Origin of the sequence: Streptomyces sp. NPDC056580 (assembly GCF_042793175.1) — a bacterium.
In the GTDB taxonomy this organism is placed as follows: domain Bacteria; phylum Actinomycetota; class Actinomycetes; order Streptomycetales; family Streptomycetaceae; genus Streptomyces.
This window is the reverse complement of sequence record NZ_JBHTVE010000001.1, coordinates 303,734-327,563: the sequence shown is the minus strand read 5'-3', so window position 1 is coordinate 327,563 and position 23,830 is coordinate 303,734. Positions and strand designations below refer to the sequence as shown.

Genomic DNA, 23,830 nt, shown 5'->3' with positions numbered 1-23,830 from the left:
CCGTCCGGGCCCGCCCCGTCCGGTCAGCCGGCCGGCAGCGTCCGCTCCGGGGTGTTCCAGCCCGACACCCGCACACGCGGCGCCGAGCCGTGCAGGTCCGCGGTCCGGTAGACGGCGGTCAGCGTCACCGACTCGCCCGGCCACAGGCCGACCTCGTTGTCCGACCACCGCACCGGCAGCACGGGCCGGCCCCGGTCGTCCACCAGGTGGACGTCCGTGAACAGGGACGGCGTCCGTCCGCTTCCCGGGTGCCGCAGGGTCACCGTCGTCGTGGACGTGCCGCCGGACGACGTCGTCGCCGCCGTCGCCTCCACCGGCGTCCGCCCCATCGAGGCGAGCCCCTTGAGGTCGGCGTAGCGGGTGGTCGGCGTGTGGTACCAGTCGGTGTGCGCCCAGTCGAGCGTGTCCGGTGCCGTGGAGAGCCAGTAGACGTTCCGGCTCACCTCCCGGCCGCCCCCGTCGGTCAGGGTCAGCCTGAGCAGATACGTCCGGGGCAGGCCGCTCACCGACTCGGGCAGGGTGAACGCGGTGCGGCGCGCGCCGTCGCCGTCCACCGACACGTCGCCCGCGGACCGGTCGTACCTCTGCGTGCCGTCGGGGTCGAACAGGGTGGCCCGGGCGGTGAGCCGGCCCGCCGGGCCGTGCCGGCCGTTGACGACCACTACCGAGCGGTCGTCGTAGGAGTACTGGACGTGCAGCGGCTCGTTCGCCTTCTTCGCGCCGAAGTAGGCGCCGTTCTGGTCCAGGTAACGGTCCGTCAACTGCCAGTGCAGGGACGTCCAGCCGCTGTTGAACATCCAGTAGACCACCCCGGTGGCGGGCTTGTCCGCGTCCGTGGCGTTGCGCGCGTAGGCCTCGTACTGGGCGCGGACGTTCTCGTACTGGGCGAGCTGTGCCTTGCGGACGTAGTCGGCCAGGTCCTTCGGTGCGCCGTAGCGGCCGGTGAGGGCGGCGTCGTAGATCTTCAGGGTGCCGAAGACGGAGGAGGGCGAGCGGTGGTACTGCCGGGCGCCCGGGTCCTTCCAGAGGGTGTCCAGCTCGGCCGGGGTCATCATCCGGCGAAGGGTGTCGAGCGTCGGGATGTCGGGGCCCGCGCTGGTCTCGGAGTTGAAGCCGGTGGCCCCGCCCTCGCGCTTGGCGTACCAGTAGCCGGGCGGGACCCAGTCGTACGGCCCGGTCATCTTCATCCCCGAGCGGCCGAGTCGCGGTGAGGAGTTCTCGGAGGCGGCCGGGATCACCGGGTCGGGCCAGTCGGCCGCCTCCAGGGCGTCCAGATACTCCCGCTCGATCGTCGCGTCGGGAGCCGCGTCGCTGCCGATCAGGAACGAGATCACGCTCGGGTGGCCGCGCAGCCGGGCGGCCTCCGCGGCCATGGACGCCTTGGCGACCCGGTGGTCCGCCTCGGTCCACTTCTCGCCGGAGCCGTCCTCGTTGACGTTCCCCTCCCACTTGTCGCAGCACTCCCAGCCCGGCAGCGTGAGCAGGCCCTTGCGGTCGGCGAGGCCGAAGAACTCGTCGGGCTCGATGTGGCCCTCCAGGCGGAGGGTGTTCAGCCCGAGGTCGAGGGCCTGGTCGAGCCGGTCCGCCACGTAGGCGGGGTCCCAGCGCAGGAACTCGTCCGGGGACCAGCCGCCTCCCCTGATCAGCAGCCGGCGGCCGTTGATCCGGTACTCGCGGGCGCCGTCGGCGTCGAGCGGGGCCTTCACGTCGCGGATGCCGAAGGTCTCGTGGGCGGTGTCCGAGGCCGTGCCGGACACCGACGCGGTGAGGTCCAGGTCGTACAGGGGCTGGCCGCCCATGCCGGCGGGCCACCACACGCGCGGGGAGGACAGGCGCAGCCCGGGGGTGTCGGCGGGGGAGAAGGTGACGGTCTTCGTCTCGTGCGGGGCGAGCGGCACGCTCCGGGTGAGGACCGCCCCGGCGACGCGTCCGGTCACCTCGGCGGTGACCGCCTCGGCGGAGTCGTTGCGGGCCCGCGCCTTCACGGTCAGGTCGGCGGAGGCGAGGGACGGCACGTCCAGCCGGGTCACCACGTGCGCGTCGCGCAGCGCCACCGGGCCGCCGCGGCGGACCAGGACGTCACGCACGATGCCCATGTTCCGGTCGGGCGGCGGCTGGAGCCAGTCCAGCCAGCCCATGGTGAGGTCGGCGTCCGGATCGTTGGGCCGGATCCGGAACGCGACCGTGTTGGCGCCGGGCCGCACCAGCGAGGTGATGTCCAGCTCGTGGCGGGTGTAGGCGCCGGTCACGTCCGCCGCCGCGGCCACCGCGTGGCCGTTGACGTACACGTCGGCCGCCGAGACGACCCCGCTGAAGTCCAGGTGGGTGCGGTGGGCGGTGTCCTCGACGGTGAAATCGGACCGGTACCACCAGGGGACGTCGAAGTCCTTCCGCGGGATCTTCCGCAGATTCGTGGAGTGGAAGGGGTCCGGGTACACGCCGTCGGCGAGCAGGGCGGCCAGCACCGTGGAACGGGGGCCCGCCGGGTGCCAGCCGGCCGCCGGGTAGCCGGGGGAGGAGACGGCCGCCGCCGGGTCGCTCACCTTCGCCGTCGACTGGATCGCGTACCCGGCGAGCGGGGTGGCGGAGCCGGCCGCCGAGGGCACCGGGGTGACCGCGGCCGGCGGCTCGTGCGGCGCCGGGCTGCGGTCCGCCGCCGCGGCCCGCGCGCCGGGCGGCAGCAGGGCGACGAGGCTCAGCAGCACGGCCGCCGCGACCGGGCGGCGTCCGGGGGCGGGGCGAGGGAACACGGCGGTCTCCAGCCTCGTGAAGTCAGGAGCCCGGTGAGGAAACGTCACTAACCTGGCTCGAGGTCGTGCGCGGCACGGGCCGCGTCGACGACCGTAGGCCCCGCCCGCCCCGACGGGCGGCACGAACCGCTCGGCTGTCGCCCGTCCGGCGTCGCGGGGCCGCACAACTTCATCCGCCGGCCGGCCCGGCCGGGCGGACCGCTGCCGTGCGGCCCGCACGCCCGTCGCGTCAGGAGTCCCCATGTCCGGTAGTCCGCGGCCCCCTGGCGGCTTCGTCCGCCGTGTCGGTCCGTTCCAGGCCACGGCCATCAACATGAGCCAGATGTGCGGCATCGGGCCGTTCGTGACCATCCCGCTGATGGTGAGCGCGTTCGGCGGACCCCAGGCGGTCCTCGGCTTCGTCGCCGGTGCGGTGCTGGCGCTGTGCGACGGGCTGGTCTGGGCCGAACTGGGCGCCGCCATGCCGGGCTCGGGCGGCACGTACGTCTACCTCCGCCAGGCCTTCCGCCACCGCACCGGCCGGCTGCTGCCGTTCCTGTTCGTCTGGACGGCGATGCTCTTCGTCCCGCTGATCATGTCCACCGGTGTGGTGGGCTTCGTCCAGTACCTCGGCTACCTCGCCCCCGGCCTCAGCCAGACCTCCGGCGACCTCGTGGGCCTCGGCGTCATCGCCCTGGTCGTGGCCCTGCTCTGGCGCGGCATCGAGCACATCGCCCGCATCACCGCCGTGATGTGGGCCGTGATGATCGCCTCGGTGCTCCTGGTGATCACCGCCGCGGCCACCGGCTTCAGCCCGCACCTCGCCTTCACCTATCCGGCGCACGCCCTCGACGTCACCTCCGGCCACTTCTGGCCGGGCTTCGCCGCGGGCCTGACCATCGGCATCTACGACTACCTCGGCTACAACACCACCGCCTACATGGGCGCCGAGATCAAGGACCCCGGCCGGACCCTGCCGCGCTCCATCGTCCTGTCGATCCTCGGCATCATGGCGATCTACCTGCTGCTGCAGATCGGCACCCTGGGCGTCGTCGACTGGCACCGCATGACCGACCCGCACGACATCGCCTCGACCTCCGTGGCCTCCGCCGTGCTGGAGCGGACCTGGGGCAGGGGGGCCGCCGACGCCGTCACCGTGCTGATCCTCGTCACGGCCTTCGCGTCGGTCTTCACCGGCCTGCTGGGCGGCTCCCGGGTGCCCTGCGACGCCGCCCGCGACCGGGTCTTCTTCCGGCCGTACGCGAGGCTGCACGCCCGGCACCGGTTCCCGGCGCTGGGTCTGGCGACCATGGGCGTGATCACCGCGATCGGCTTCCTGATCGGCCGGCACACCGACCTAGCGACGCTGATCCAGCTCCTCACCACGGTGATGGTCATCGTCCAGGCGCTGGCCCAGATCATCGCCCTGGCCGTGCTGCGCAGACGCCGGCCCGCCCTGAGCCGCCCCTACCGGATGTGGCTCTACCCGCTGCCCGCCGCCATCGCCTTCACGGGCTGGTGCGTCATCTACGGCTACGCCGACGAGAACTCCCCGGGCCGCCACCCCATCGAATGGTCCCTGGCGTGGCTGGCCCTCGGCTGCGTCGCCTTCCTCGTCTGGGCACGGCTGGAGCGGGCGTGGCCGTTCGGGCCCCAGGAGACCCAGAAGACCCAGGAGGCCGCGGAGCGGACCGCCGAGGAGCGCAGGGCCCTCGACGGGGGCTGAAACCCACCCGGCGGCGCTAGCTGCCGGTGGCACGGGGAGGCCGGTCCGCCCGGGCGGACCGGCCCCGCATTCTCGTGTCCTTCGCTTTTCGCCTGGTCCTCCTTCCCTCGCGTCCGTACTCGGGAACTCTTCTCCCAACGGCCGGTCTCTCGGTGGCCGGCCTCTCTACACTCGCGGGGCGCTCCTCGCGGCCGTACCGGCACCCGTCGCCACGAGGAAGACCGCCGGCGCGTCGATCACACGAGGTTCACGACCGTGCCCCGGTCGATATACGCCACTCCTTCGCATTCTGCCCCCGTTTTCTCCTTATGTGTAGGGTCTGCACGCACCGGACCCGGCGGCCGCCGCGCCCTCAGCCCTCACGGCCGCGGGCCCGCCTGAACCTGGCCAGGCCCTCGGAGAGATCGACGACCGGGTCCGGGTAGTCCAGCGCGGCCCGGTCCGGCCCGGTCAGCTTCCACGGCTCGTGCACCGACGGCCCGTGCAGCGGGCCGAGTTCGGGCACCCAGCGGCGCACGTACGCCCCGTCGGGGTCGTACCGCTTGCCCTGGGTGACCGGGTTGAGGACGCGGTTGGGACGGGTGTCCGTGCCGGTGCCCGCCATCCACTGCCAGTTGAGCTGGTTGTTGGCCACGTCCCCGTCGACCAGCAGCGCGAGGAAGTGCCGGGCGCCCACCCTCCAGTCGACGTAGAGCGTCTTGACCAGGAAGCTGGCGGCCAGCAGCCGGCCGCGGTTGTGCATCCACCCCTCGTGCCGGAGCTGTCGCATCGCGGCGTCGACGATCGGAAAACCCGTACGCCCCTCCCGCCAAGCCTCGATGTCCTCCCGTGCCGTCCGCTCGGTGCGCCAGCGGTCGTGCTTGGTGCGATAGTCGGCGGTTGAGGCGGCCGGCCGGGCCGCCAGCACCTGGCGGTGGAAGTCGCGCCAGGCGAGCTGCCGTACGAACGCCTCGGCGCCCGGCCCGCCCGTCCGGCGGGCGCGGTGCACCAGTTCCACGGGGGAGAGGGTGCCGAAGTGCAGGTGCGGGGAGAGCCGGCTCGTCCCGTCACCGGCCAGGTCGTCGTGCCGGTCCTCGTACCGCTCGACACCGCGGCGCAGCCAGGCGGTGACCAGCTTGCGGCCGAGCACCTCCCCGCCCTCGGCCAGCCCCTCGGAGACGCCCGCCACCTGCGCCCGGGCGAACAGCTCCTCGGACCCGACGCCCTCCGGCACCCGGATCGAGCGCGGCGCGCCGAGCGGGTCGCGCAGCCGCGCCTTCGACCACTGCCGGAAGTACGGCGTGAACACCGCGAAATGGTCCGAGGAGGCGGGCGTCACCGCGCCCGGGGTCAGCGCCGTGGTCACCGTGTCGTGCACGTGCAGCCGGCGTCCGTCGGCCTCCAGGGCCCGGCGCAGCCGCTCCTCCCGGCGGTGCGCGTAGGCGCTCACGTCGGCGGCCATGTGCACCTCGTCGGCGTCGGCCTCGGTGACCACCTTGCACACCTCCTCGACCAGGTCGCCGGAGCGCAGCACCAGCCGGCCGCCCCGCAGGCGCAGCCCCGCGTCCAGGTCGCGCAGGCAGTCGGCGAGGAACGCCAGCCGGTTGGGCGCCGCGTATCCGGCCTCGTCCACTCCCCGGTCCCGCACGAACAGCGGCACCACGTGCCGGGTGCCGTCCAGCGCCGCCCGCAGCGGCGGATGGTCGTGCAGGCGCAGGTCGGCGGTGAACAGGACGACCGAGACGTTCATGGTGCGGCTCCGGGGCGTCGGGGCGTGGGGTCGGGCGCTGGACGCTGATTGCTTCCGTTCCGCGGCGCCCGGTGGATGCGGGGCGTCAGCGCGCGGCCGTACGCTCCCGCCGCCGGGGGAGCGGGACCGTGGTGGCGGCGGCGCGGGCGATGTTGCGCGCCATCCCGCCGAACACCACGGCGTGGAACGGGGAGACGCCCCACCAGTAGGCCTGGCCGAGCAGCCCGTGCGGATGGAACAGCGCGCGCTGCCGGTACCGGCTGCGTCCGGCGCCCTCCGGCTCCACGTACATCTCCAGCCAGGCCAGCCCCGGCAGCCGCATCTCGGCGCGCAGCCGCAGCAGGCGCCCCGGCTCGATCTCCTCCACTCGCCAGAAGTCCAGGGAGTCGCCGACCCGCAGCCGCTGCGCGTCCCGGCGGCCGCGGCGCAGTCCGACCCCGCCCGCCAACCGGTCCAGCCAGCCGCGCAGCGCCCAGGCGAGCGGGAAGGAGTACCAGCCGTTCTCCCCGCCCACCCCCTCGACGACCCGCCACAGCGCCTCCGGCGGGGCGTCCACCTCGGTCTCGCGGACGTCCGTATACAGGCTGCCGCCCGCCCAGTCGGGGTCGGTCGGCAGCGGGTCGCTCGGCGCTCCCGGCACCGAGGCCGACGTCCAGCGGGTCACCACCTGGGCGTCGCGCACCCGCTGCAGCGCGAGCCGTACGGCCTCGTCGAAGGGGAGCGGCCGCCCCGGCGGGTACGGCAGGTACCCCTCGATGTCGCGCTCGTGGCAGACCACCTCGTGGCGCAGCGACTCCGCCAGCGGCCGGGCGATGGAGGCGGGCACCGGTGTGACGAGGCCGACCCAGTGGCTGGACAGCGTCGGGGTGAGGACCGGCACGGGCAGGATCACCCGGCGCGGCAGCCCCGCGATCTCCGCGTAGCGGACCATCATCTCCCGGTACGTGAGGACGTCGGGGCCGCCGATGTCGAAGGTCCGGTTCACGTCCGCGGGCAGATTCGCGCTGCCGACCAGGAGGCGCAGCACGTCCCGTACGGCTATGGGCTGGATGCGGGTGTGCACCCAGCTCGGGGTGACCATGACGGGCAGCCGCTCGGTGAGGTAGCGCAGCATCTCGAACGAGGCCGAGCCGGAGCCGATGATCACGGCCGCGCGCAGCACCGCGGTGGGCACCCCGCAGTCCATGAGGATGCGGCCGACCTCGGCGCGGGACCGCAGGTGCGGGGAGAGCTCGTGCTCCGGCACGCCTCGGGGGGTCAGCCCGCCCAGGTAGACGATGCGCTTCACGCCGGCCGCCCGGGCCTGTTCGCCGAAGATCCGGGCCGCCTCGCGGTCGGTCTCCTCGAAGCCGTCGCCGGTGACGAGGGCGTGGACCAGGTAGTAGGCCACGTCGACGTCCCGCATGGCCTCCGCGACGACGTCGGCGTCGGTGACGTCCCCGTGCGTCACCTCAATGTCGCCGGCCCAGGGATGGTCGCGCAGCTTGCCCGGGGAGCGGGCGAGGCAGCGGACCCGGTACCCGGCGGCGAGGAGTTCCGGGACGAGCCGGCCGCCGATGTACCCCGTGCCGCCCGTCACCAGGCAGCGCGCACCGCCCTTCACGTCGTCGCCGTCCATTCGTCTCCGCCCTTCGTGCCGCCGGTCGGGGGTGCTGCCGAGTTCCCCCCGTCCGGCTCTTCGACGCGGAGGTGCCGCGCGGATGCGCGGACATGAGGGCGGCCGTCCCGGGCAGGCGCAGAGTACGGGCCGCTGACGGGGCCCGGGCCGGGTCCCGACGCAGGAGGTGTGAGCCGCCATGAGCGCGCAGGTACTGGAGCGATTTCCCGCTGGAGCCCCCCGTGGATCGTGGCCCGCGGAGGAGTACGCGGCAGCGCGCCGCGCCCAGGGCGAGGCCGCGACCGTGGTGATGGACCTGAAGTCGGACGCCTTCCTGGTCGTGGTGCCGGGCCAGGACGAGGACTGACGCGGGCCGCCCGCCGCGGCCGTCCGCGGCGGGCGCCGGGCGCATGGCCGCCGGCCCGTTCGGCGACCGCGGATCGCCCGTTCGGCGGGACCGCGGACCGCGGACTTCGTCATACGGCGGTCGCGGACGCGGCGACATACGGCGGGTCGCGGACGCGGCGACGGGCCCCGGGGCGGTGGAACGAATTCGCGGTGACCACGGAGCCTGCCGCGTGCGAGACTCCGCCGATGACCTCCGAAACGATCACCGCCGACGCCGCGGGCACCTTCCGCCTGGGCGACCTGCCCGTCCACCGCATCGGCCTCGGCGCGATGCGCCTGACGGGCAGCGCCGCCTTCCACCACGGCACCCCGAGCGAGCGGGAGCGTTCGCTCGCCGTGCTGCGCGGGGCGGTCGAACTGGGTGTGAACCACATCGACACGGCGGCCTTCTACTTCTCCGCCCTGCGCTCCGCGAACGAGCTGATCAACACCGCGCTGTCCCCGTACCCCGAGGATCTGGTCGTCGTCACCAAGGTCGGCCCGCACCGCGACCAGCAGGGTGAGTGGGGCACCGCGGCCCGCCCCGACCAGCTGCGCGGTCAGGTGGAGGAGAACCTGCGCCAGCTCGGCCGGGACCACCTCGACGTGGTCAACTACCGCCGCCAGAGCCAGGACTCGATCGCCGAGCACTTCGGCGCCCTCGCCGAACTGCGCGAGGCGGGACTGGTCCGGCACCTGGGCGTCTCCGACGTCCAGCCGCGGCACCTCGCCGAGGCCCTGGAGATCGCCCCGGTGGTGTGCGTGCAGAACCGGTACGCGGTGGACCGGCCCGACCCCGTCGGCGACGAGGTGCTGCGGCTGTGCGGCGAGCGCGGTATCGCCTTCGTCCCGTTCTACGCGGTCGCCGGCGCGGCGGGCGAGCACGGCGCGACCGCCGCCCACGACGACGCGGTCCTCTCCACCGCCCGGGCGCACGGCGTGAGCCCCGCCCAGATCCGCATCGCCTGGACCCTGCACCAGGGCCCGCACGTCCTGGCGATCCCCGGCACCGGCGATCCCGCCCACCTCGTGCAGAACGTCGCCGCCGGCGCGCTGCGCCTCACCGGGGAGCAGGCCGCCCGGCTCGGCGCGGCCCGTGACCGGACCGCCTGACCGCCGCACCCGCCGCCGGCGCCCCGGCACCGGTGGCGGCGGCCGCGTGCGGGCGGCCACGGTACGGGTGCGGAGGCCGTTGACTACAATGACGTCGCCGGTCCTGTGGGCCGCGGAGGAGGACGGGGTGAGGAACGTTCCGATGACCGACGCCAGGGACGCGCGCAGGCCGGCCGGCGAACTCGAAGCGAGCGTGATGGCCGCCCTCTGGGCCGCCGGCACGCCCCAGACCCCCGGCCAGGTGCAGCGCGGCCTCGGTACCGACCTCGCCCGCACGACGGTCACCACGATCCTGACCCGGCTGCACGACAAGGGCGTCGTCGCCCGGCACCGCCAGGGGCGCGGCTACGCCTACTTCCCGGTGCAGGACGCCCAGGGCCTCACCGCGCGCCGCATGCACACCGAACTCGACCGGGACAGCGACCGGGAGACCGTCCTCGCCCGCTTCGTCGCCCAGCTCAGCCCCGACGACGAACGCATCCTGCGGGACCTGCTCGAACCCGGCGAGCGATGACCGTACTGCTCCTGCTTCCCCTGCTGCTGCCGTTCGCCCTGCCGGCCCTCGCCCGGCGGGCGCTGGACCGGCTCGCCCCCGTCGCCGCGCTGTGGGCGGTCACCGCGTCCGCGGTCGTCCTCGCGGGCTGCTCGGTGGGCGCGCTCGGCCTCTTCCTGCTGACCGGCCTGCTCAAGCTGCCGCTGTTCGCCGCGCTCGGCGAGCTGATCCACCCCCTGCGCACCGCCTCGGACCTCGTGGTCCTGCCCGCCGCCGCGCTCTCCGTCGGCGCCCTCGCCGTGTGCGCCCACAGCCTGGCCCGCTCCGTGCTGCGGCAGACACGCGCCTTCCGGGCCGCCCGCACCGAGGCCGGCCGCGGGCCCGCGGCGGGCGACCTGTGCGTGGTGGACTCCGTCCGCCCCGACGCCTACGCGCTGCCCGGCCGCCCGCACCGCATCGTCGTCACCACCGCCATGCTGCGCTGCCTCGACGCCCCCGAGCGCGAGGCGCTGTTCGCGCACGAGCGCGCGCACAACGAGGGCGGCCACCACTACTTCCTGGCCGCCGCCGAGCTCGCGGCACACTGCCACCCCGCCCTGCGCCCGGTCCGCGAGTCCATCCGGCTCGCCGCCGAGCGCGCCGCCGACGAGGCCGCCGCGGTCCGGGTCGGGGACCGGCGGCTGATCGCCCGTGCCATCGCCCGCGCCGCCCTCGCCGGCCAGACCGGCCGCTCCGAGCGTCCCGCCTTCGCCGCGGGCGCGACCGCGGGACCCGTCCCGCAGCGGGTCCGGGCCCTGCTGGCCGGCGCGCGCGCTCCCGGCCGGGCCGGCCGCTCGGTCGCCGCGCTGCTCCTCGCCTGCACCGCCGTCTCCTGCGTGGCCTCGGCGGCCGGCCTGGCCGACGTCCACCACCGGGTCGAGGTCGCCCAGGGCGATCAGAGCCCGTAACCGCACCGCCGGCCGGCGGTCCCGCCGGGCAGTGTCCCCCCACCTGTGCGACGGTGACTGGCGTTCGCTGGGTTTTACGTATAACCTCACCCGCCAGTCCACCCCACCGGAAGGCCCCGATGCGACGCGTTGCCCTGGTCACCCTCGTCGTGGACGACTACGACGAGGCCATCCGCTTCTACACCGGCGCCCTCGGGTTCCGGCTGGCCGAGGACGAGCCCCGGCCGGACGGCTCCCGCTGGGTCGTCATGGAGCCGGACGCGCCGGGTCGGGGCACCGGTCTGCTGCTGGCCCGGGCCAGGGGCGAGCAGCAGCGCGCCCGGATCGGGGACCAGACCGGCGGCCGTGTCGGCTTCTTCCTGCACACCGACGACTTCGCCCGCGACCACGCCAGGATGGCCGCCGCCGGCGTCACCTTCCTGGAGCAGCCGCGGCACGAGCCGTACGGCACGGTCGCCGTCTTCCAGGACCTGTACGGCAACCGCTGGGACCTGCTGCAGCCCGCCGGCTGACCGGCCTCCCGGTACTTCGAACCATCCGCCCGAGGAAAGAACCACCATGACCGCTACGCGCGTAGACGCCGACGTCATTCGCCGCCTGCCCAAGGCCGTCCTGCACGACCACCTGGACGGCGGCCTGCGCCCCGCCACCGTCGTGGAACTCGCCGCCGCGGTCGGCCACACCCTGCCCGCCACCGACCCCGACGAGCTGGCAGCCTGGTACTTCGAGGCCGCCAACTCCGGCGACCTGGTCCGCTACATCGCCACCTTCGAGCACACCCTCGCAGTCATGCAGAACCGCGAGGGCCTGCTGCGGGTCGCCGAGGAGTACGTCCTCGACCTCGCCGCCGACGGCGTCGTGTACGCCGAGGTCCGCTACGCCCCCGAGCTGAACACCAGGGGCGGGCTGTCGCTGAGCGAGGTCGTGGAGGCGGTCCAGGAGGGCCTCGCCGCGGGCATGGCCAAGGCGGCCGCGGCGGGCACCCCGGTGCGCGTCGGCACGCTGCTCTGCGGCATGCGGATGTTCGACCGCGTCCGCGAGGCCGCCGACCTCGCCGTCGCCTACCGCGACGCCGGTGTCGTCGGCTTCGACATCGCCGGCGCCGAGGACGGCTTTCCGCCCGCCGACCACCTGGACGCCTTCGAGCACCTGCGCCGCGAGAGCGTCCCGTTCACCATCCACGCCGGCGAGGCCCACGGCCTGCCCAGCATCCACCAGGCCCTTCAGGTGTGCGGCGCCCAGCGCATCGGGCACGGCGTGCGCATCACCGAGGACATCGTGGACGGCAAGCTCGGCCGGCTGGCCGGCTGGGTGCGCGACCGGCGGATCCCGCTGGAGATGTGCCCGACCTCCAACCTGCAGACCGGCGCCGCCGCCTCGATCGCCGAGCACCCGATCACCGCGCTGAAGGACCTCGGCTTCCGGGTCACCCTGAACACCGACAACCGGCTGGTGTCGGGGACGACGATGACCCGGGAGATGTCCCTGCTGGTCGAGGAGGCCGGCTGGACGGTGGAGGACCTGCGCACGGTCACGGTGAACGCCGTCAAGAGCGCGTTCATCCCGTTCGACGAGCGCAGGGCACTCATCGAGGACGTGGTCCTGCCCGGTTACGCCGCCGCGCTCTGACTCAGTCCCCGCAGGTAGGCGGCCTGTCCGACGTGCTGGAGATCGTCGGACAGGACGCTCACCAGGCGCGCGCCCAGGGTGACCGGCGGGTCCCAGCGCTCGTCCACGATCCGGTCCAGGTCCTTCGCGGCCAGGCCGCGCAGGGCGCCGAGCGTCTGCTCGTGCACGGCGTCGTGGTACTCGGTGAGCAATCCGGGCGACTCGACCCGCACCTTCCCGACCTCCGCCGGGCCGTGGCCGTAACCGGTGTCGTGGGCGGGCAGGTCGAGGCCGAAGCGCTTCTCGAAGCCCTGGGAGAGCCAGACCTGGTCGAGGCCGAAGGCGTCGGCGACGTGGTCGTCCTGCACCCGGGTGAGGTGCCAGACGAGCCAGGCCGCGGAGTTGGCGTCGGGCGCGGGGCGGAAGTGCAGCTCGTCGGGTCCCAGCCCCTCGATGGCGGCGTGGACTTCTTCCTGGATGCGGCCGTAGCCGTCGATGAGGATGTCCTTGGCATGCATGACGTCCACCATCGCGCATCGCGTGCGTCCACGCGTCCGCAACCGGCCGGGCACCGGCCCGCCGCCCTCAGGAAGTCTCGCCGTCCGGCTCCAGGAGGGCGACCAGGGCGCGGGCCGCCGGGCTGGTGGCCCGCTCCGGCGGCAGCAGCGCGACGGTCTCGTACTCGGCCACGACCGCCCCCTTGACCGGCAGCGCCGCGAGCGAGGGGCGCTTGTGCCGGAAGTGCCGTGGCACGACGGCTATGCCGAGGTTCTCGTCGACCAGGTCCAGCAGGCTGTGCACGTCGTTGACCTCCAGCGCGACCGTGCGCCGGACACCCGCGGCGGTGAAGGCGGCCTCCGTGGTGCGGCGCGGGCCCCAGTCCGGATGGAAGTCCACGAAGACCTCGCCGGCCAGGTCCTCGGGAGCGAGCACCGCGCCCGCCGTGGCGAGCCGGTGGCTCGGGTGGCACAGCACCGTCATGGGCTCACTGGTCAGCGACACCGAGCGGAGCTGGTCGCTGTCCGCCTGGGTGCGGTAGGCGAAGGCCAGGTCCAGCCGCCCGGCGGCCACCTCCTCGGCCAGCGCCCCCGAGCCCGCCTGCCGCAGCCGGATCTCCACGTCCGGGTGCCGGCGCCGGAAGGCCGCCAGCAGCCCCGCCACGTGCACCCCGGCGATGCACTGCTCGGTGCCCAGCGCCAGGGTGCCGCGCAGCACACCCTGCACCGCCGCCACCGCCTCGTGCGCCGAGCGCACCTGCGCGAGGATCCGCTCGGCCTCCGCCAGCAGCGCACGCCCCGCCTCGGTGAGCGTCACCCGGCGGGTGGTCCGCACGAACAGCGGCGCCCGCAGCTCCCGCTCCAGCGCCCGGATCGAGGCCGACAGGCCGGACTGGGAGACCATGAGCCGCTCGGCGGCCCGCGTGAAGTGCTGGTCCTCGGCGACCGCGACGAAGTGCTGGAGATGGCGCAGTTCCATGATTGAGAACCCTATCCGCTGAATAGCATCGGATTCTTCTGTTGGACCGCTGCCCGCCGTTCGGTGAAGAGTGGAACTGGTAGATCTTGTGCCAACCCCTCTGGAGTCGCGTTGTACACCGCACACCCCGACCGCTACGCCGACATGCCCTACCGGCGCACGGGACGCAGCGGCCTGAAGCTCCCCGCGCTGTCGCTCGGCCTGTGGCACAACTTCGGGCCCGGCCGGCCCGCCGAGACCCAGCGCGCCATCCTGCGCCGCGCCTTCGACCTGGGCGTCACCCACTTCGACCTGGCCAACAACTACGGCCCGCCGCCCGGCGCCGCCGAGTCGGCGCTCGGCGAGGCCCTGAAGGCCGACTTCACCCCGTACCGCGACGAGCTGGTGATCTCCACCAAGGCCGGCTACCTGATGTGGCCCGGCCCGTACGGCGAATGGGGCTCACGCAAGTACCTGCTGTCCTCGCTCGACCAGAGCCTGAAGCGCATGGGCCTGGACTACGTCGACATCTTCTACTCGCACCGCTTCGACCCGGACACTCCGCTGGAGGAGACGATGGGCGCCCTGCACACCGCGGTGCAGCAGGGCAAGGCGCTCTACGTCGGCGTCTCCAACTACTCCGCCGAGCAGACCCGTGAGGCCGCCCGGATCCTCGCCGGCCTCGGCACCCCGCTCCTCGTCCACCAGCCGCGTTACTCGATGCTCGACCGGCGCCCCGAGGACGAGGGCCTGCTGGACGCGCTGGACGAACTCCAGGCCGGCTCCGTCGCCTACTCCCCGCTGGAGCAGGGCCTGCTCACCGGGCGCTACCTCGACGGCATCCCGGAGGACTCCAGGGCCGCGAGCGACAGCCCGTTCCTGAACTCTGACGCCGTCACCGAGGACCTGGTGGGCCGGCTGCGCGCCCTGGACGAGATCGCCAGGTCCCGCGGCCAGACCCTGGCCCAGCTCGCCCTGGCCTGGGTGCTGCGCGGCGGCCGGGTCACCTCAGCGCTGGTCGGCGCCAGCAGCCCCGGGCAGCTCGAGGACAGTGTCGGGGCGGTGCGCCGTCTCGACTTCGACGACGAGGAACTGGCGCGCATCGACGCTCTGACGAAGGGCTGAGAACAGCCGTTCACCACGGCTGAGGACAGCCGCGGTGAACGGCTGAAGACCGCTGTGGTGAACGGCTGAAGACCGCTGTGGTGAACGGCTGAAGACCGCTGTGATGAACGGCTGAGGACCGCTGTGGTGAACGGCTGAAGACCGCTGTGGTGAACGGCTGAAGACCGCTGTGATGAACGGCTGAGGACCACTGTGGTCAACGGCTGTGAACGCCGGAAGCGGCGGCCGGACCTGATGGGTCCGGCCGCCGCTTCCGCGCTTTTCGCGCACGCTGACGCGGCGCCCGTGAATTCCGAACACGGAATTCCGCTTGCCGTCGTGACCGGCCCCGTCTCAAGCCATCGGCGGTACCCGGTCCAGGAATCCCAGCACCTGCCGGATGCGCCCCTCGCCGTCCAGGGTGATCACGTCGAACCCGGCCACCGGGGCCGAGCCCTGCCCCTCGGTGGCGCCCTCGGCCTCGTCGACCAGCTCCCAGCCGAAGCGGGCGATGTCGTGGTGCCCGTCCACCGCGCCGAGCGGACGGAACACGAAACCGGGGAACTGCTCGTGGACCGCGTCGATCACGGCCGCGATCCCCTCGTGGCCGCGCACCTCGGCCAGCGGATCGGTGTAGCCGCCGTCCTCCGTCCAGGCCGCGGCGACCGCCTTCCGCAGCGCCTCCGGCTCGGTGGCGTTCCAGGCCTCGAAGTAACGGGCGACGGCGCTCTCGTAGTTCGCGGACATGGTGAATCAGCCTCCATCGAGGTCGTAATCGCTGGTCAGGAATCAGATCCGGGATTCGCCGACCCGGTGTGACCACCATGCCCGAGCGGCGCGGGGCGGGTCGATTACCCGCGGGGTAATGACGAGCCTTCGTATACCCGGGGTATTTCGGCCAGAGAACGCGGTGAATATGCCAGGAGACTGGCCGGAAAGTAATGGTGACAGTGTTTCGCCAGTGGCGATACTCGAATGTCAGGGGCACTTCACCGCACAGGAGCCGCACGGAGAGCGAGGGCCGGCCGGCACACCAGCGAGGCGACGGGGGAGTGATCGTGCACGACGAATTCCTGTGCCATGTCACCGCGTACGGCATCTGCGACGGGCGGCGCATCGGCGTCCCGCTCGGCACCTATCGCGCGCCGACTCTGGCACTGGCCCTGTGGTGGCTGCGGGACCGGGCGTCCTGGATCGCCGAGCGGCTCGACCCGAGCCCCCAGGACTCCGCCTTCCCGGCCGCCGCGCTGGTCCCCGTGGCGGACACGGTGGCCGACGTCCCGGCCCTGCTGCGCGCCTGGTGCGCCGACGACGCGCGCCAGGAGGTGATCGCGGACGAGCTGGCGGGCGGGCGGCTGGTGCGGATCGCCGCCAGCGACGACACCACCGAGTACGAGCTGCTCGCCGAGTCGGTGGACGCGCTGCGGATGCAGCGCACCCTCCCGGCGCTCGTCATGCCCGTCGCCTGACACGTGCCACGGCGCCCGTCGGTGGGCCGCCGGCCGCCCGGGCCGACGAGGTGGGTCGCCCGGGCATACGGATGGGCTAATCGGTACAATTCTGGGCATGGCGGAGCGGCCAATCGCCCCGGCGGCACCCGAACTCGTGCTCGAGACCGACGCGGGCTCCACGGTGATGAAACCGGGTCAGGACTACCACGTCGGGCGCGACCCGCTGAGCGACATCGTGTTCGACGACGAACGGGTCTCGTGGCACCACGCGGTGCTCCACTGCGACCGCGACCGCTGGACGCTGCGGGACGCGCAGAGCACCAACGGCACCTTCGCCGACGGCCGCCGCATCGAGGAGTGGGACGTCCGCCCCGGCACCGTCATCCGCTTCGGCAACCCCTCCGACGGCCCCCGCGCGGTCCCCGTGGGCCCGCCCGAGCACACCGCGTATCCCGGGCACGACGAGCACGACAAGCACGGCCCCGCCACCGTGTCGCACCCCGAGCTGACCCACACCTACCGCGCCCCGAGCAGTGTCCGTCCGCTGCCCGTGCGCACCATCCGCATCGGCCGGGGCGAGGACAACGACCTCGTCGTCGACGACCTGACCGTCTCCCGCCACCACGCCGAGCTGCGTCACCACACCGACGGCAGCTACGAGATCGCCGACCTCGGCAGCCACAACGGCACCTACCTCAACGGCACCCCGGTCACCCGCGCCACGATCGGCCCCGGCGACCTCGTCGGCATCGGCCACGTCACCTACTGCCTGGTCGACCACGAACTGCAGGAGTACGTCGACACCGGTGAGGTCTCGCTCGACGTGCAGGACCTCACGGTCACGGTCACCGTCGACCGCGGCGGCAAGGTCATCCTCGACCACGTCTCCTTCCCCGTGGGGGAGAAGTGCCTGCTCGCGGTGGTCGGGCCCAGCGGCTCCGGCAAGTCGACGCTGCTCGGCGCGCTCACCGGGCAGCGGCCCGCTGACCACGGCACCGTGCTCTACGACGGCCGCGACCTCTACCACGACTACGCGGAACTGTGCCGGCGCATAGGCCTTGTCCCGCAGGACGACATCCTGCACTCCCAGCTCACCGTGCGCGCCGCCCTGTCCTACGCCGCCGAGCTGCGCTTCCCCGGGGACACCGCGCCGGCCGAACGACGGGCCCGGGTGGACGAGGTGATCCGGGAGCTGAGCCTGGAGAAGCGGGCCGATCAGTCGGTGCACAGCCTGTCCGGCGGTCAGCGCAAGCGGGTCAGCGTGGCACTGGAGCTGCTGACCAAACCGTCGCTGCTCTTCCTCGACGAGCCGACCTCCGGACTTGACCCGGGTATGGACCGGTCGGTCATGCACATGCTGCGCGGCCTCGCCGACGACGGCCGCACCGTCATCGTCGTCACGCACAGCGTGCTCAGCCTCGACGTCTGCGACCGCCTGCTGGTGCTCGCCCCCGGTGGCCGGGTCGCCTACTACGGCCGGCCCGCGGACGCCCTCGCCTTCTTCGGCTTCGAGCAGTGGCCGGAGGCCTTCGAGGCCTTCGACCGCGACCAGGACCGCGACTGGGCGGGGGAGTACGGCGGCTCCCCGTTCCACCGGCAGTACGTCACCGACGCCGCCCCCCAGCCCCCGCTGCCGTCCGCCGCACCGGCCATACCCGTGCCCGGGCTCCACCCGCGCAGCTGGGGCGCCCAGTTGCGCACCCTGGTGCGCCGCTACACCGCCGTCCTCGCCGCCGACCGCACCTTCCTCGCCGTGATGATCGCGCTGCCGTTCGTCATGGGCGCCATGGCCCGGGCGCTGGCGGGCGGCCGGCTGACCCGCGACACCGCGGTGAACACGCTGCTCATCCTGTGCGTCGGCGCCGTCCTCACCGGGGCCGCCAACGCGGTGCGCGAACTCGTCAAGGAACGGGCGGTGTACCGGCGCGAACGCGCCGTCGGCCTGCCCAGGACGGCCTACCTGATGTCCAAGGTGGTGGTACTCGGCACGGTCGCGGTGGTCCAGGCCGTCGTCCTCACCCAGGTCGCCCTGCTCGGCGTCGACCTGAACGCCCCCGGCGGCCGGGGCGTCCTGCTGCCACCGCTCGCCGAGATCACCGTCGCCGTCGCGCTGCTGGCCTTCGCGGCGATGATGCTCGGCCTGCTGATCTCCGCACTGGTGCGCAAGGAGGAGGTGACGATGCCGCTGCTGGTGCTGCTCGCCATCGTCCAGGTCGTCTTCTGCGGCGCCCTGCTGCCGCTGCACGGGGTGCTCGGTCTCGATGAACTGTCCTGGCTGGTGCCCGCCCGCTGGGCGCTCGGCGCCATGGCCGGCACGCTCGGGCTGGCCCGGATCGCGCCCGGCACCGCCACCTCCGACCCGCTGTTCCGGCACTCCACCGGGATATGGCTGCTGGACCTGTGCATGCTGCTGGTGCTCTCCACCGCGTACGGCGTGGTGGTCGCCCTGCTGCTGCGCCGGCAGGAACCCGCCGTGATGCGCAAGGGGGCGGCCCGATGACCGGCTACGGCGGTCCCGGCTCCGGCGAGGCGCTCGGTCCGGCGGACTTCCCGGGCGTGTCGACCAGGCCCCGCCGGGCCGTCCGCCGGGCGGCCAGAGCGCCCAGGAAGCCGAGCACCACCCCCCACAGGGCGCCCAGGCCCACCGCCTGCCACAGCCGGGGTCTGAGGAGCAGTTCCCCGGACAGGCCGCCGCCCAGATCCCCGATGCCGAGCAGCGACAGGCCGTAGTGCGCCGAGATCCGGCAGAGCAGGCAGACCATCAGGACCGTAAGGGCCAGGGCGACGGCCAGCCGCACCGCGTGCTGCCAGGCCCGGACCCCGGCCGGGCACCGTGCCGCCATCACGACGGCCACCGCCGAGGTCAGCACCACCTGGGCGACCAGCAGCCACCACATACCGCTGTCGTACCCGGTGAGGGTGCGCAGGTTCAGCGTGGCGATGTCCGGCGTGCGCAGGACGTGGTCCAGCACCGGGGGCATCGGCAGCCCGAACGGGCCGTCCACCCGCCCGTGCCAGGTGGCGCCCTGACCCAGGGTGAGGGCGAGCCAGGCCAGGTTGGGCAGGCCGAGCAGGATCACCGCGAACGTCTCGGCGGGATGCCCGCGCGTCGCCGCCGACACCAGAGCCACCACGAGCGCCACGGCGACGTACCCGAGCAGCAGCAGGATCATGGCGTGGGCGGCCGGGCGCACCGGTCCGCGCAGCCGCAGCAGCCGAGCGGGCAGCGGCGCGCCGGGTGAGACCAGCAGGGCGAGCAGCAGCACGCCGGCCAGCCACAGCAATCCGAACAGCACGGTCAGCGGCACGTTCGCGGCGAACCCGATCGTCGGCGCCCCGCCGAACAGATCGGTGAGGTCGCTGAGCACGCCGTTGCCCACGTTCACGGCGAAGGTCTGGCGGGCGGCGAGGCCGAGGCCGATCAGCGCGAGCAGCCACAGCACCGCGAGCCGGGCGGCCCAGCCGGCCAGCTCCCTGGCCGAGGCGACCGCCCGGTGCCGCAGCGGACGCAGGAACCCGGCGCCGATCAGCAGGGCGCCGGCCAGGGTCACGGAGAGCGGCATGACGGTGAGGCCAGCCCGGGTCCGCGCCAGCGGGCCCGCGTCACCGGTGAGGTCGAGGGTGCCGCCGACCGCGGTCACCACGGTCGCGACGACGACCCGCGCGAAAGCGCCGTCGGGCAGGCCCGAGGCGCCGGCCGCCCACAGCCCGAGCGCCGCGAGGACGAACATGACGGCCAGCCCGGACAGCACCGTCAGCAGGGCCCGCAGCCAGCCGTGCCGGGCGGCGGGCGCTGCGTCGGCGGTCACAGGGCTCACCCTTGCCAGGCTAGGCACGACCGCCCCGCTCCGCCCGCCGGATGAGCCGTCCGGCACCCCGACGGCCGTCGGGGCCCGGGGCGGTGGTGTGATCAGCGGGCATGACAGGCTGTGCGCGGTGGGCGAACGCATCCGGGGGACTGCCGGGCCCGGCTCCGGGTACGAGGACAGGTGCACCATTGACCGGCCGGATCGGGCCTTCCGAGAGAGACATGCATGACCGAGCACCTGGGCGGGGCAGTGATACCGACTGGTTTCGACGTACCCGTGGAGCCGCTGAGACGCGCGGCGCACTACACCGGCGAACCCGGCTGCATCGCAGAGGCCCGCGCCTTCGCGGCCCAGTTCCTGGAACAGCTCAGGCACGAGTGGTGCGCGGGCATCGACGGCCGCACCGACGGTGAGCTGCTCCTCGTCGTGAGCGAGCTGGTCACCAACGCCGACCGGCACAGCAGCGGCCCGTACATCCTGGAGCTGGAGGGCACGGACGCGGCGGTCACGGTGGCGGTCTACGACAGCAGCGCGACGCTTCCCCGGCGTTATCCGAAGAACCCCGAGCGCGTCGGCCGGCACGGTCTGGAGATCGTGCACGCGGTGGCGGCGCAGGTCACCGTGGAGCGCGTACCCGTCGGCAAGCGGGTGTGCGCGCGGGTCGAGCTGAAGCGGTGAACCCTCCGGCGGCCCCCGGCACGGACCTCCGGACCCCCGGAGCGCACCCTCGGACACGGGCCCCCGCGACGGACCCGACGGCGGACGGCATACGTGAGCCCGGGCGCCAGGCGCCCGGGCTCACGTCGTCTCGTGGCGTGCCGTCAGGCGCAGCCGAGTTCGCCGAGCATCCCCTGGCGCAGCCGGGTGATGATCCGCTTGATCAGCCGGGAGACGTGCATCTGGGAGCAGCCCAGCCGTTCCCCGATCTCCGCCTGGGTCGCCTCCTCGACGAACCTCATGTGGATGATCTGCCGGTCCCGGTCGCTGAGCTGGTGCATGAGCGGGGCCAGCGCGTGGAAGTCCTCGACGAGCCGCAGGCCCTCCTCCTCGACGCCGATGAAGTCGGCGAGCACGGCCTCGCCGTCCTCCGGTCCGTCGCCGGTGAGCGCGGCGTCCAGGGAGGCGGAGTTGTACCCGTTGGAGGCGAGCTGGGCCTCGACCACCTGGTCCTCGGAGATGTTCATGAGAGTGGCCAGCTCGGCGACCGTCGGGTCCCGGTCCAGCCGGCTCGACAGCTCCTCGCGGGCCCGCGCCAGCTCGACGCGCATCTCCTGCAGCCGCCGCGGGACGTGCACCGCCCAGGTGGTGTCCCGGAAGAATCGCTTGATCTCGCCCACGATGTAGGGCAGCGCGAAGGAGGTGAACTCGACCTCGCGCGCGAGCTCGAACCGGTCGATGGCCTTGATCAGGCCGATCATGCCGGTCTGGACGATGTCCTCCATGTCGTCGCCGCGGTTGCGGAAACGGCCCGCCGCGAACCGCACGAGCGACATGTTCATCTCGATGAGGGTGTTGCGCGCGTACTGATACTCGTGCGTGCCCTCCTCCAGCTCCGTCAGCCGGCGGAAGAACTGGCGGGACAGCTCCCGGGCGTCACGGGGCGCGACGGAAGCGGGGTCCTCGATACCGGGCAGCGACCCCTCTGTCGTCCTGTCCTGCTCGGTCCTCTCGACGGCCTCTGCCTCCGACCGGATCCCGGCGGTTTTCATTACCTCTCCCCACGTCAGTCACGGTTCGAGCCTGCCGCATCGGACGTCGTCCGATCCCTGCCCATGTGGCGTCTCCCCCGCATACCCGGATCCCGGGGACGCATGCCTGCTCACGCCGCGGGTACCCCCGGATGCCGGATGCATGCCTGCCGAATGCCGGGATTTCGCCCCTGGGGGAATCGGTGCGAGTCCGGCCGCGCGGACCGCGGCGGCCCCTAGTCTGACCGGGTGAGCGACAAGGTGAGCGACGAAGCACGCGTGATCCCCCTCCGCCCCGGACCCGGCCGCGCCGGGCCCGGCAGCCCGGAGCCCGCCCGCCCCGGCGCGCCGCGGTCGACGCCCGCGGAACCTCTGTGGCGCGACCTCGTCGGGGACGTGCTGCGCCGCGAGCGGCAGGCCCAGGAGCGCACGCTCAGGGACGTCGCCGACGCCGCCCGCATCTCGCTGCCCTACCTCTCCGAGATCGAGCGCGGCCGCAAGGAGGCCTCCTCCGAGGTCCTCGCGGCCGCCGCCCGCGCCCTGGGCCTCGACCTCGGCGACCTCCTGTCGCGCACCCGGTCCGAGCTCGTCCGCCGGACGGGCGCGACGCCCCGCACCGCGCACCGGGCGCCGCGCGCCGGGCTCCTGCTCGCGGCCTGACCGAACCGCCCGGGGCCCGGCCGGCCCGGTCAGCCGGCCGGCTGTTCCCGCAGCTGCCGGAAGAACGCCCGGACGTCGTCCACGAGCAGGTCCGGTTCCTCCATGGCGGCGAAGTGCCCGCCCCGGTCGAACTCCGTCCACCGCACGATGTTCTCGGTCCGGTCCGCCCGGTGGCGCAGCGGGATCTGGGGTTCGGCCGGGAACAGCGCCACGGCCGTCGGCACCGGGGACGGTTCGGCGGGCCGGGCGGCACGGCCGGTGGCGTGCGCGCGCTCGTAGTAGATACGGGCGGACGAACCGGCCGTACCGGTCAGCCAGTACAGCATCACGTTGGTCAGCAGCCGGTCCCGGTCGACCGCCTCCTCCGGCAGGTCCCGGGAATCGGTCCACTCACGGAACTTCTCCACGATCCAGGCCAGCTGGCCGACCGGGGAGTCCGTCAGGGCGTAGGCGAGGGTGTGCGGGCGCGTCGACTGGAGCGCGACGTATCCCGTGCCCTCCCGCGTCCAGTCCTCCCAGCGGCGCCAGGACCTGAGCGCTTTCTCCCGCTCCCGCGGCCCGAGCGCGCCGAGTTCCTCCTCGCCCGGCCGGGTGGTCGCGTGGGCGCCGGGGAGCAGGTTGAGGTGGACGCCGGTCACCCGGTCCGGGTGCGCCCGGCCCAGCTCGCGGGAGACGGCGGCGCCCCAGTCGCCGCCCTGGGCGCCGAACCGCTCGTAGCCGAGCCGCCGCATCAGCTCCGCCCAGGCGTCCGCCACCCGCCCGGCCTCCCAGCCCGGCTCCGTGGTGGGCCCGGACAGCCCGAAGCCGGGCAGGCTGGGCACGACGACGTGGAAGGCGTCGGCCGCGTCGCCGCCGTGGGCCACCGGGTCGGCGAGCGGCCCGGCCACGTCGAGGAACTCCACGATGGAGCCCGGCCACCCGTGGGTCAGGATCAGCGCGGTGGCGTCCGGCTCCGGCGAGCGCAGGTGCGCGAAGTGGATCCGGGCGCCGTCGACGACGGTGGTGAACTGCGGCCACTCGTTCAGCCGCGCCTCGGCGGCCCGCCAGTCGTACTTGTGCCGCCAGTACTCGGCCAGCTCCCGCAGATAGCCGGCCGGGACCCCGTACTCCCAGCCAGAGGCCGGCGGCTCGGCGGGCCAGCGGGTGCGGTCCAGGCGGTCGTGCAGGTCGTCCAGGTCGCTCTGCGGGACCGACAGGCTGAAGGGCCGGATGCTCTCGGCGGGCGAGGAGGTCATGATCGGGATGCTAGGCGCGGCTCCCGTCCGGTCCCGCGGATCGCGGGCCACGTTCACCCGGGCGGACCACGGTCTCCGTTCACCCGCAGGGGTGGTCCC

At 73.6% G+C, this 23,830-nt stretch carries 21 protein-coding genes; 12 read left to right on the top strand and 9 right to left on the bottom strand.

All coding sequences use genetic code 11. The features are described from left to right. Positions 1-23: 23 nt before the first annotated feature. The gene (locus ACFQ9Z_RS01560; RefSeq protein WP_383009463.1) at positions 24-2,750 is read right to left on the bottom strand and encodes an exo-beta-D-glucosaminidase; all 2,727 of its coding nucleotides are present in this window, start codon (positions 2,748-2,750) and stop codon (positions 24-26) included. Positions 2,751-2,991: 241 nt separating this feature from the next. Here ACFQ9Z_RS01560 and ACFQ9Z_RS01555 point away from each other — a divergent pair, with 241 nt between their 5' ends. Then, positions 2,992-4,455, top strand: a complete 1,464-nt coding sequence (locus ACFQ9Z_RS01555) for an APC family permease (RefSeq protein ID WP_383009461.1) — start codon at positions 2,992-2,994, stop codon at positions 4,453-4,455. 352 nt (positions 4,456-4,807) lie between these two features. Here the strand turns inward: ACFQ9Z_RS01555 and ACFQ9Z_RS01550 are convergent, their stop codons facing one another. Then, positions 4,808-6,184 (bottom strand): cryptochrome/photolyase family protein, encoded by a 1,377-nt coding sequence (locus tag ACFQ9Z_RS01550; RefSeq protein ID WP_383009459.1) that lies wholly within the window; start codon positions 6,182-6,184, stop codon positions 4,808-4,810. 85 nt (positions 6,185-6,269) lie between these two features. Beyond that, complete coding sequence (locus ACFQ9Z_RS01545; protein ID WP_383009457.1) at positions 6,270-7,802, bottom strand: SDR family oxidoreductase; 1,533 nt, start codon at positions 7,800-7,802, stop codon at positions 6,270-6,272. Positions 7,803-7,980: 178 nt separating this feature from the next. Here ACFQ9Z_RS01545 and ACFQ9Z_RS01540 point away from each other — a divergent pair, with 178 nt between their 5' ends. The 6 genes from ACFQ9Z_RS01540 (at position 7,981) to ACFQ9Z_RS01515 (ending at position 12,350) form a co-directional block, all read left to right on the top strand. Further along, on the top strand, positions 7,981-8,148 hold the full coding sequence (locus ACFQ9Z_RS01540) for a hypothetical protein (protein ID WP_383009455.1): 168 nt from the start codon (positions 7,981-7,983) through the stop codon (positions 8,146-8,148). A 227-nt stretch (positions 8,149-8,375) separates the two neighbouring features. Next, the gene (locus ACFQ9Z_RS01535; protein ID WP_383009453.1) at positions 8,376-9,281 is read left to right on the top strand and encodes an aldo/keto reductase; all 906 of its coding nucleotides are present in this window, start codon (positions 8,376-8,378) and stop codon (positions 9,279-9,281) included. 142 nt (positions 9,282-9,423) lie between these two features. Further along, the gene (locus ACFQ9Z_RS01530; protein ID WP_383009451.1) at positions 9,424-9,795 is read left to right on the top strand and encodes a BlaI/MecI/CopY family transcriptional regulator; all 372 of its coding nucleotides are present in this window, start codon (positions 9,424-9,426) and stop codon (positions 9,793-9,795) included. After that, positions 9,792-10,721: a M48 family metalloprotease gene (locus ACFQ9Z_RS01525; protein ID WP_383009449.1), complete on the top strand. Its 930-nt coding sequence runs from the start codon at positions 9,792-9,794 to the stop codon at positions 10,719-10,721. Before ACFQ9Z_RS01530 ends, ACFQ9Z_RS01525 begins: the two co-directional genes overlap by 4 nt. A 119-nt stretch (positions 10,722-10,840) precedes the next feature. Further along, positions 10,841-11,233 (top strand): VOC family protein, encoded by a 393-nt coding sequence (locus ACFQ9Z_RS01520; RefSeq protein ID WP_383009447.1) that lies wholly within the window; start codon positions 10,841-10,843, stop codon positions 11,231-11,233. A 46-nt stretch (positions 11,234-11,279) separates the two neighbouring features. Further along, complete coding sequence (locus ACFQ9Z_RS01515) at positions 11,280-12,350, top strand: adenosine deaminase (protein ID WP_383009445.1); 1,071 nt, start codon at positions 11,280-11,282, stop codon at positions 12,348-12,350. On the opposite strand, the gene ACFQ9Z_RS01510 is transcribed toward ACFQ9Z_RS01515, so the two are convergent. Both ACFQ9Z_RS01510 and ACFQ9Z_RS01505 read right to left on the bottom strand, forming a co-directional pair. Further along, a complete protein-coding gene (locus ACFQ9Z_RS01510) occupies positions 12,332-12,847 on the bottom strand; it encodes a DinB family protein (protein ID WP_383009443.1) in 516 nt (171 codons plus the stop codon). The genes ACFQ9Z_RS01515 and ACFQ9Z_RS01510 overlap by 19 nt on opposite strands. A 67-nt stretch (positions 12,848-12,914) precedes the next feature. Further along, positions 12,915-13,805, bottom strand: coding sequence for a LysR substrate-binding domain-containing protein (locus ACFQ9Z_RS01505; RefSeq protein ID WP_383009441.1), 891 nt, complete (start codon positions 13,803-13,805; stop codon positions 12,915-12,917). 111 nt (positions 13,806-13,916) lie between these two features. Here ACFQ9Z_RS01505 and mgrA point away from each other — a divergent pair, with 111 nt between their 5' ends. Beyond that, positions 13,917-14,909 carry an L-glyceraldehyde 3-phosphate reductase gene (mgrA, locus tag ACFQ9Z_RS01500; RefSeq protein ID WP_383009439.1) on the top strand — a complete coding sequence of 331 codons (993 nt, stop codon included), beginning with the start codon at positions 13,917-13,919 and terminating at the stop codon, positions 14,907-14,909. A 333-nt stretch (positions 14,910-15,242) separates the two neighbouring features. Here mgrA and ACFQ9Z_RS01495 read toward each other — a convergent pair whose 3' ends face one another. Beyond that, positions 15,243-15,635: a nuclear transport factor 2 family protein gene (locus ACFQ9Z_RS01495; RefSeq protein WP_383009437.1), complete on the bottom strand. Its 393-nt coding sequence runs from the start codon at positions 15,633-15,635 to the stop codon at positions 15,243-15,245. 311 nt (positions 15,636-15,946) lie between these two features. On the opposite strand from ACFQ9Z_RS01495, the gene ACFQ9Z_RS01490 reads away from it, so the two are divergent. Both ACFQ9Z_RS01490 and ACFQ9Z_RS01485 read left to right on the top strand, forming a co-directional pair. Continuing rightward, positions 15,947-16,357, top strand: coding sequence for a hypothetical protein (locus ACFQ9Z_RS01490; protein ID WP_383009435.1), 411 nt, complete (start codon positions 15,947-15,949; stop codon positions 16,355-16,357). Positions 16,358-16,454: 97 nt separating this feature from the next. After that, positions 16,455-18,839 (top strand): FHA domain-containing protein, encoded by a 2,385-nt coding sequence (locus ACFQ9Z_RS01485; protein ID WP_383009433.1) that lies wholly within the window; start codon positions 16,455-16,457, stop codon positions 18,837-18,839. A 4-nt stretch (positions 18,840-18,843) separates the two neighbouring features. Here the strand turns inward: ACFQ9Z_RS01485 and ACFQ9Z_RS01480 are convergent, their stop codons facing one another. After that, positions 18,844-20,157 (bottom strand): streptophobe family protein, encoded by a 1,314-nt coding sequence (locus tag ACFQ9Z_RS01480; protein WP_383009431.1) that lies wholly within the window; start codon positions 20,155-20,157, stop codon positions 18,844-18,846. A 216-nt stretch (positions 20,158-20,373) separates the two neighbouring features. Here ACFQ9Z_RS01480 and ACFQ9Z_RS01475 point away from each other — a divergent pair, with 216 nt between their 5' ends. Next, positions 20,374-20,826, top strand: a complete 453-nt coding sequence (locus tag ACFQ9Z_RS01475) for an ATP-binding protein (RefSeq protein ID WP_383009429.1) — start codon at positions 20,374-20,376, stop codon at positions 20,824-20,826. A 143-nt stretch (positions 20,827-20,969) separates the two neighbouring features. Here the strand turns inward: ACFQ9Z_RS01475 and ACFQ9Z_RS01470 are convergent, their stop codons facing one another. Further along, on the bottom strand, positions 20,970-21,857 hold the full coding sequence (locus tag ACFQ9Z_RS01470; protein WP_383009427.1) for an RNA polymerase sigma factor SigF: 888 nt from the start codon (positions 21,855-21,857) through the stop codon (positions 20,970-20,972). Positions 21,858-22,085: 228 nt separating this feature from the next. Between ACFQ9Z_RS01470 and ACFQ9Z_RS01465 the strand changes: the two genes are divergently transcribed. Beyond that, positions 22,086-22,496, top strand: coding sequence for a helix-turn-helix domain-containing protein (locus tag ACFQ9Z_RS01465; protein ID WP_383009424.1), 411 nt, complete (start codon positions 22,086-22,088; stop codon positions 22,494-22,496). Positions 22,497-22,525: 29 nt separating this feature from the next. Here the strand turns inward: ACFQ9Z_RS01465 and ACFQ9Z_RS01460 are convergent, their stop codons facing one another. Then, positions 22,526-23,731, bottom strand: coding sequence for an epoxide hydrolase family protein (locus ACFQ9Z_RS01460; protein ID WP_383009422.1), 1,206 nt, complete (start codon positions 23,729-23,731; stop codon positions 22,526-22,528). Positions 23,732-23,830 lie beyond the last annotated feature (99 nt).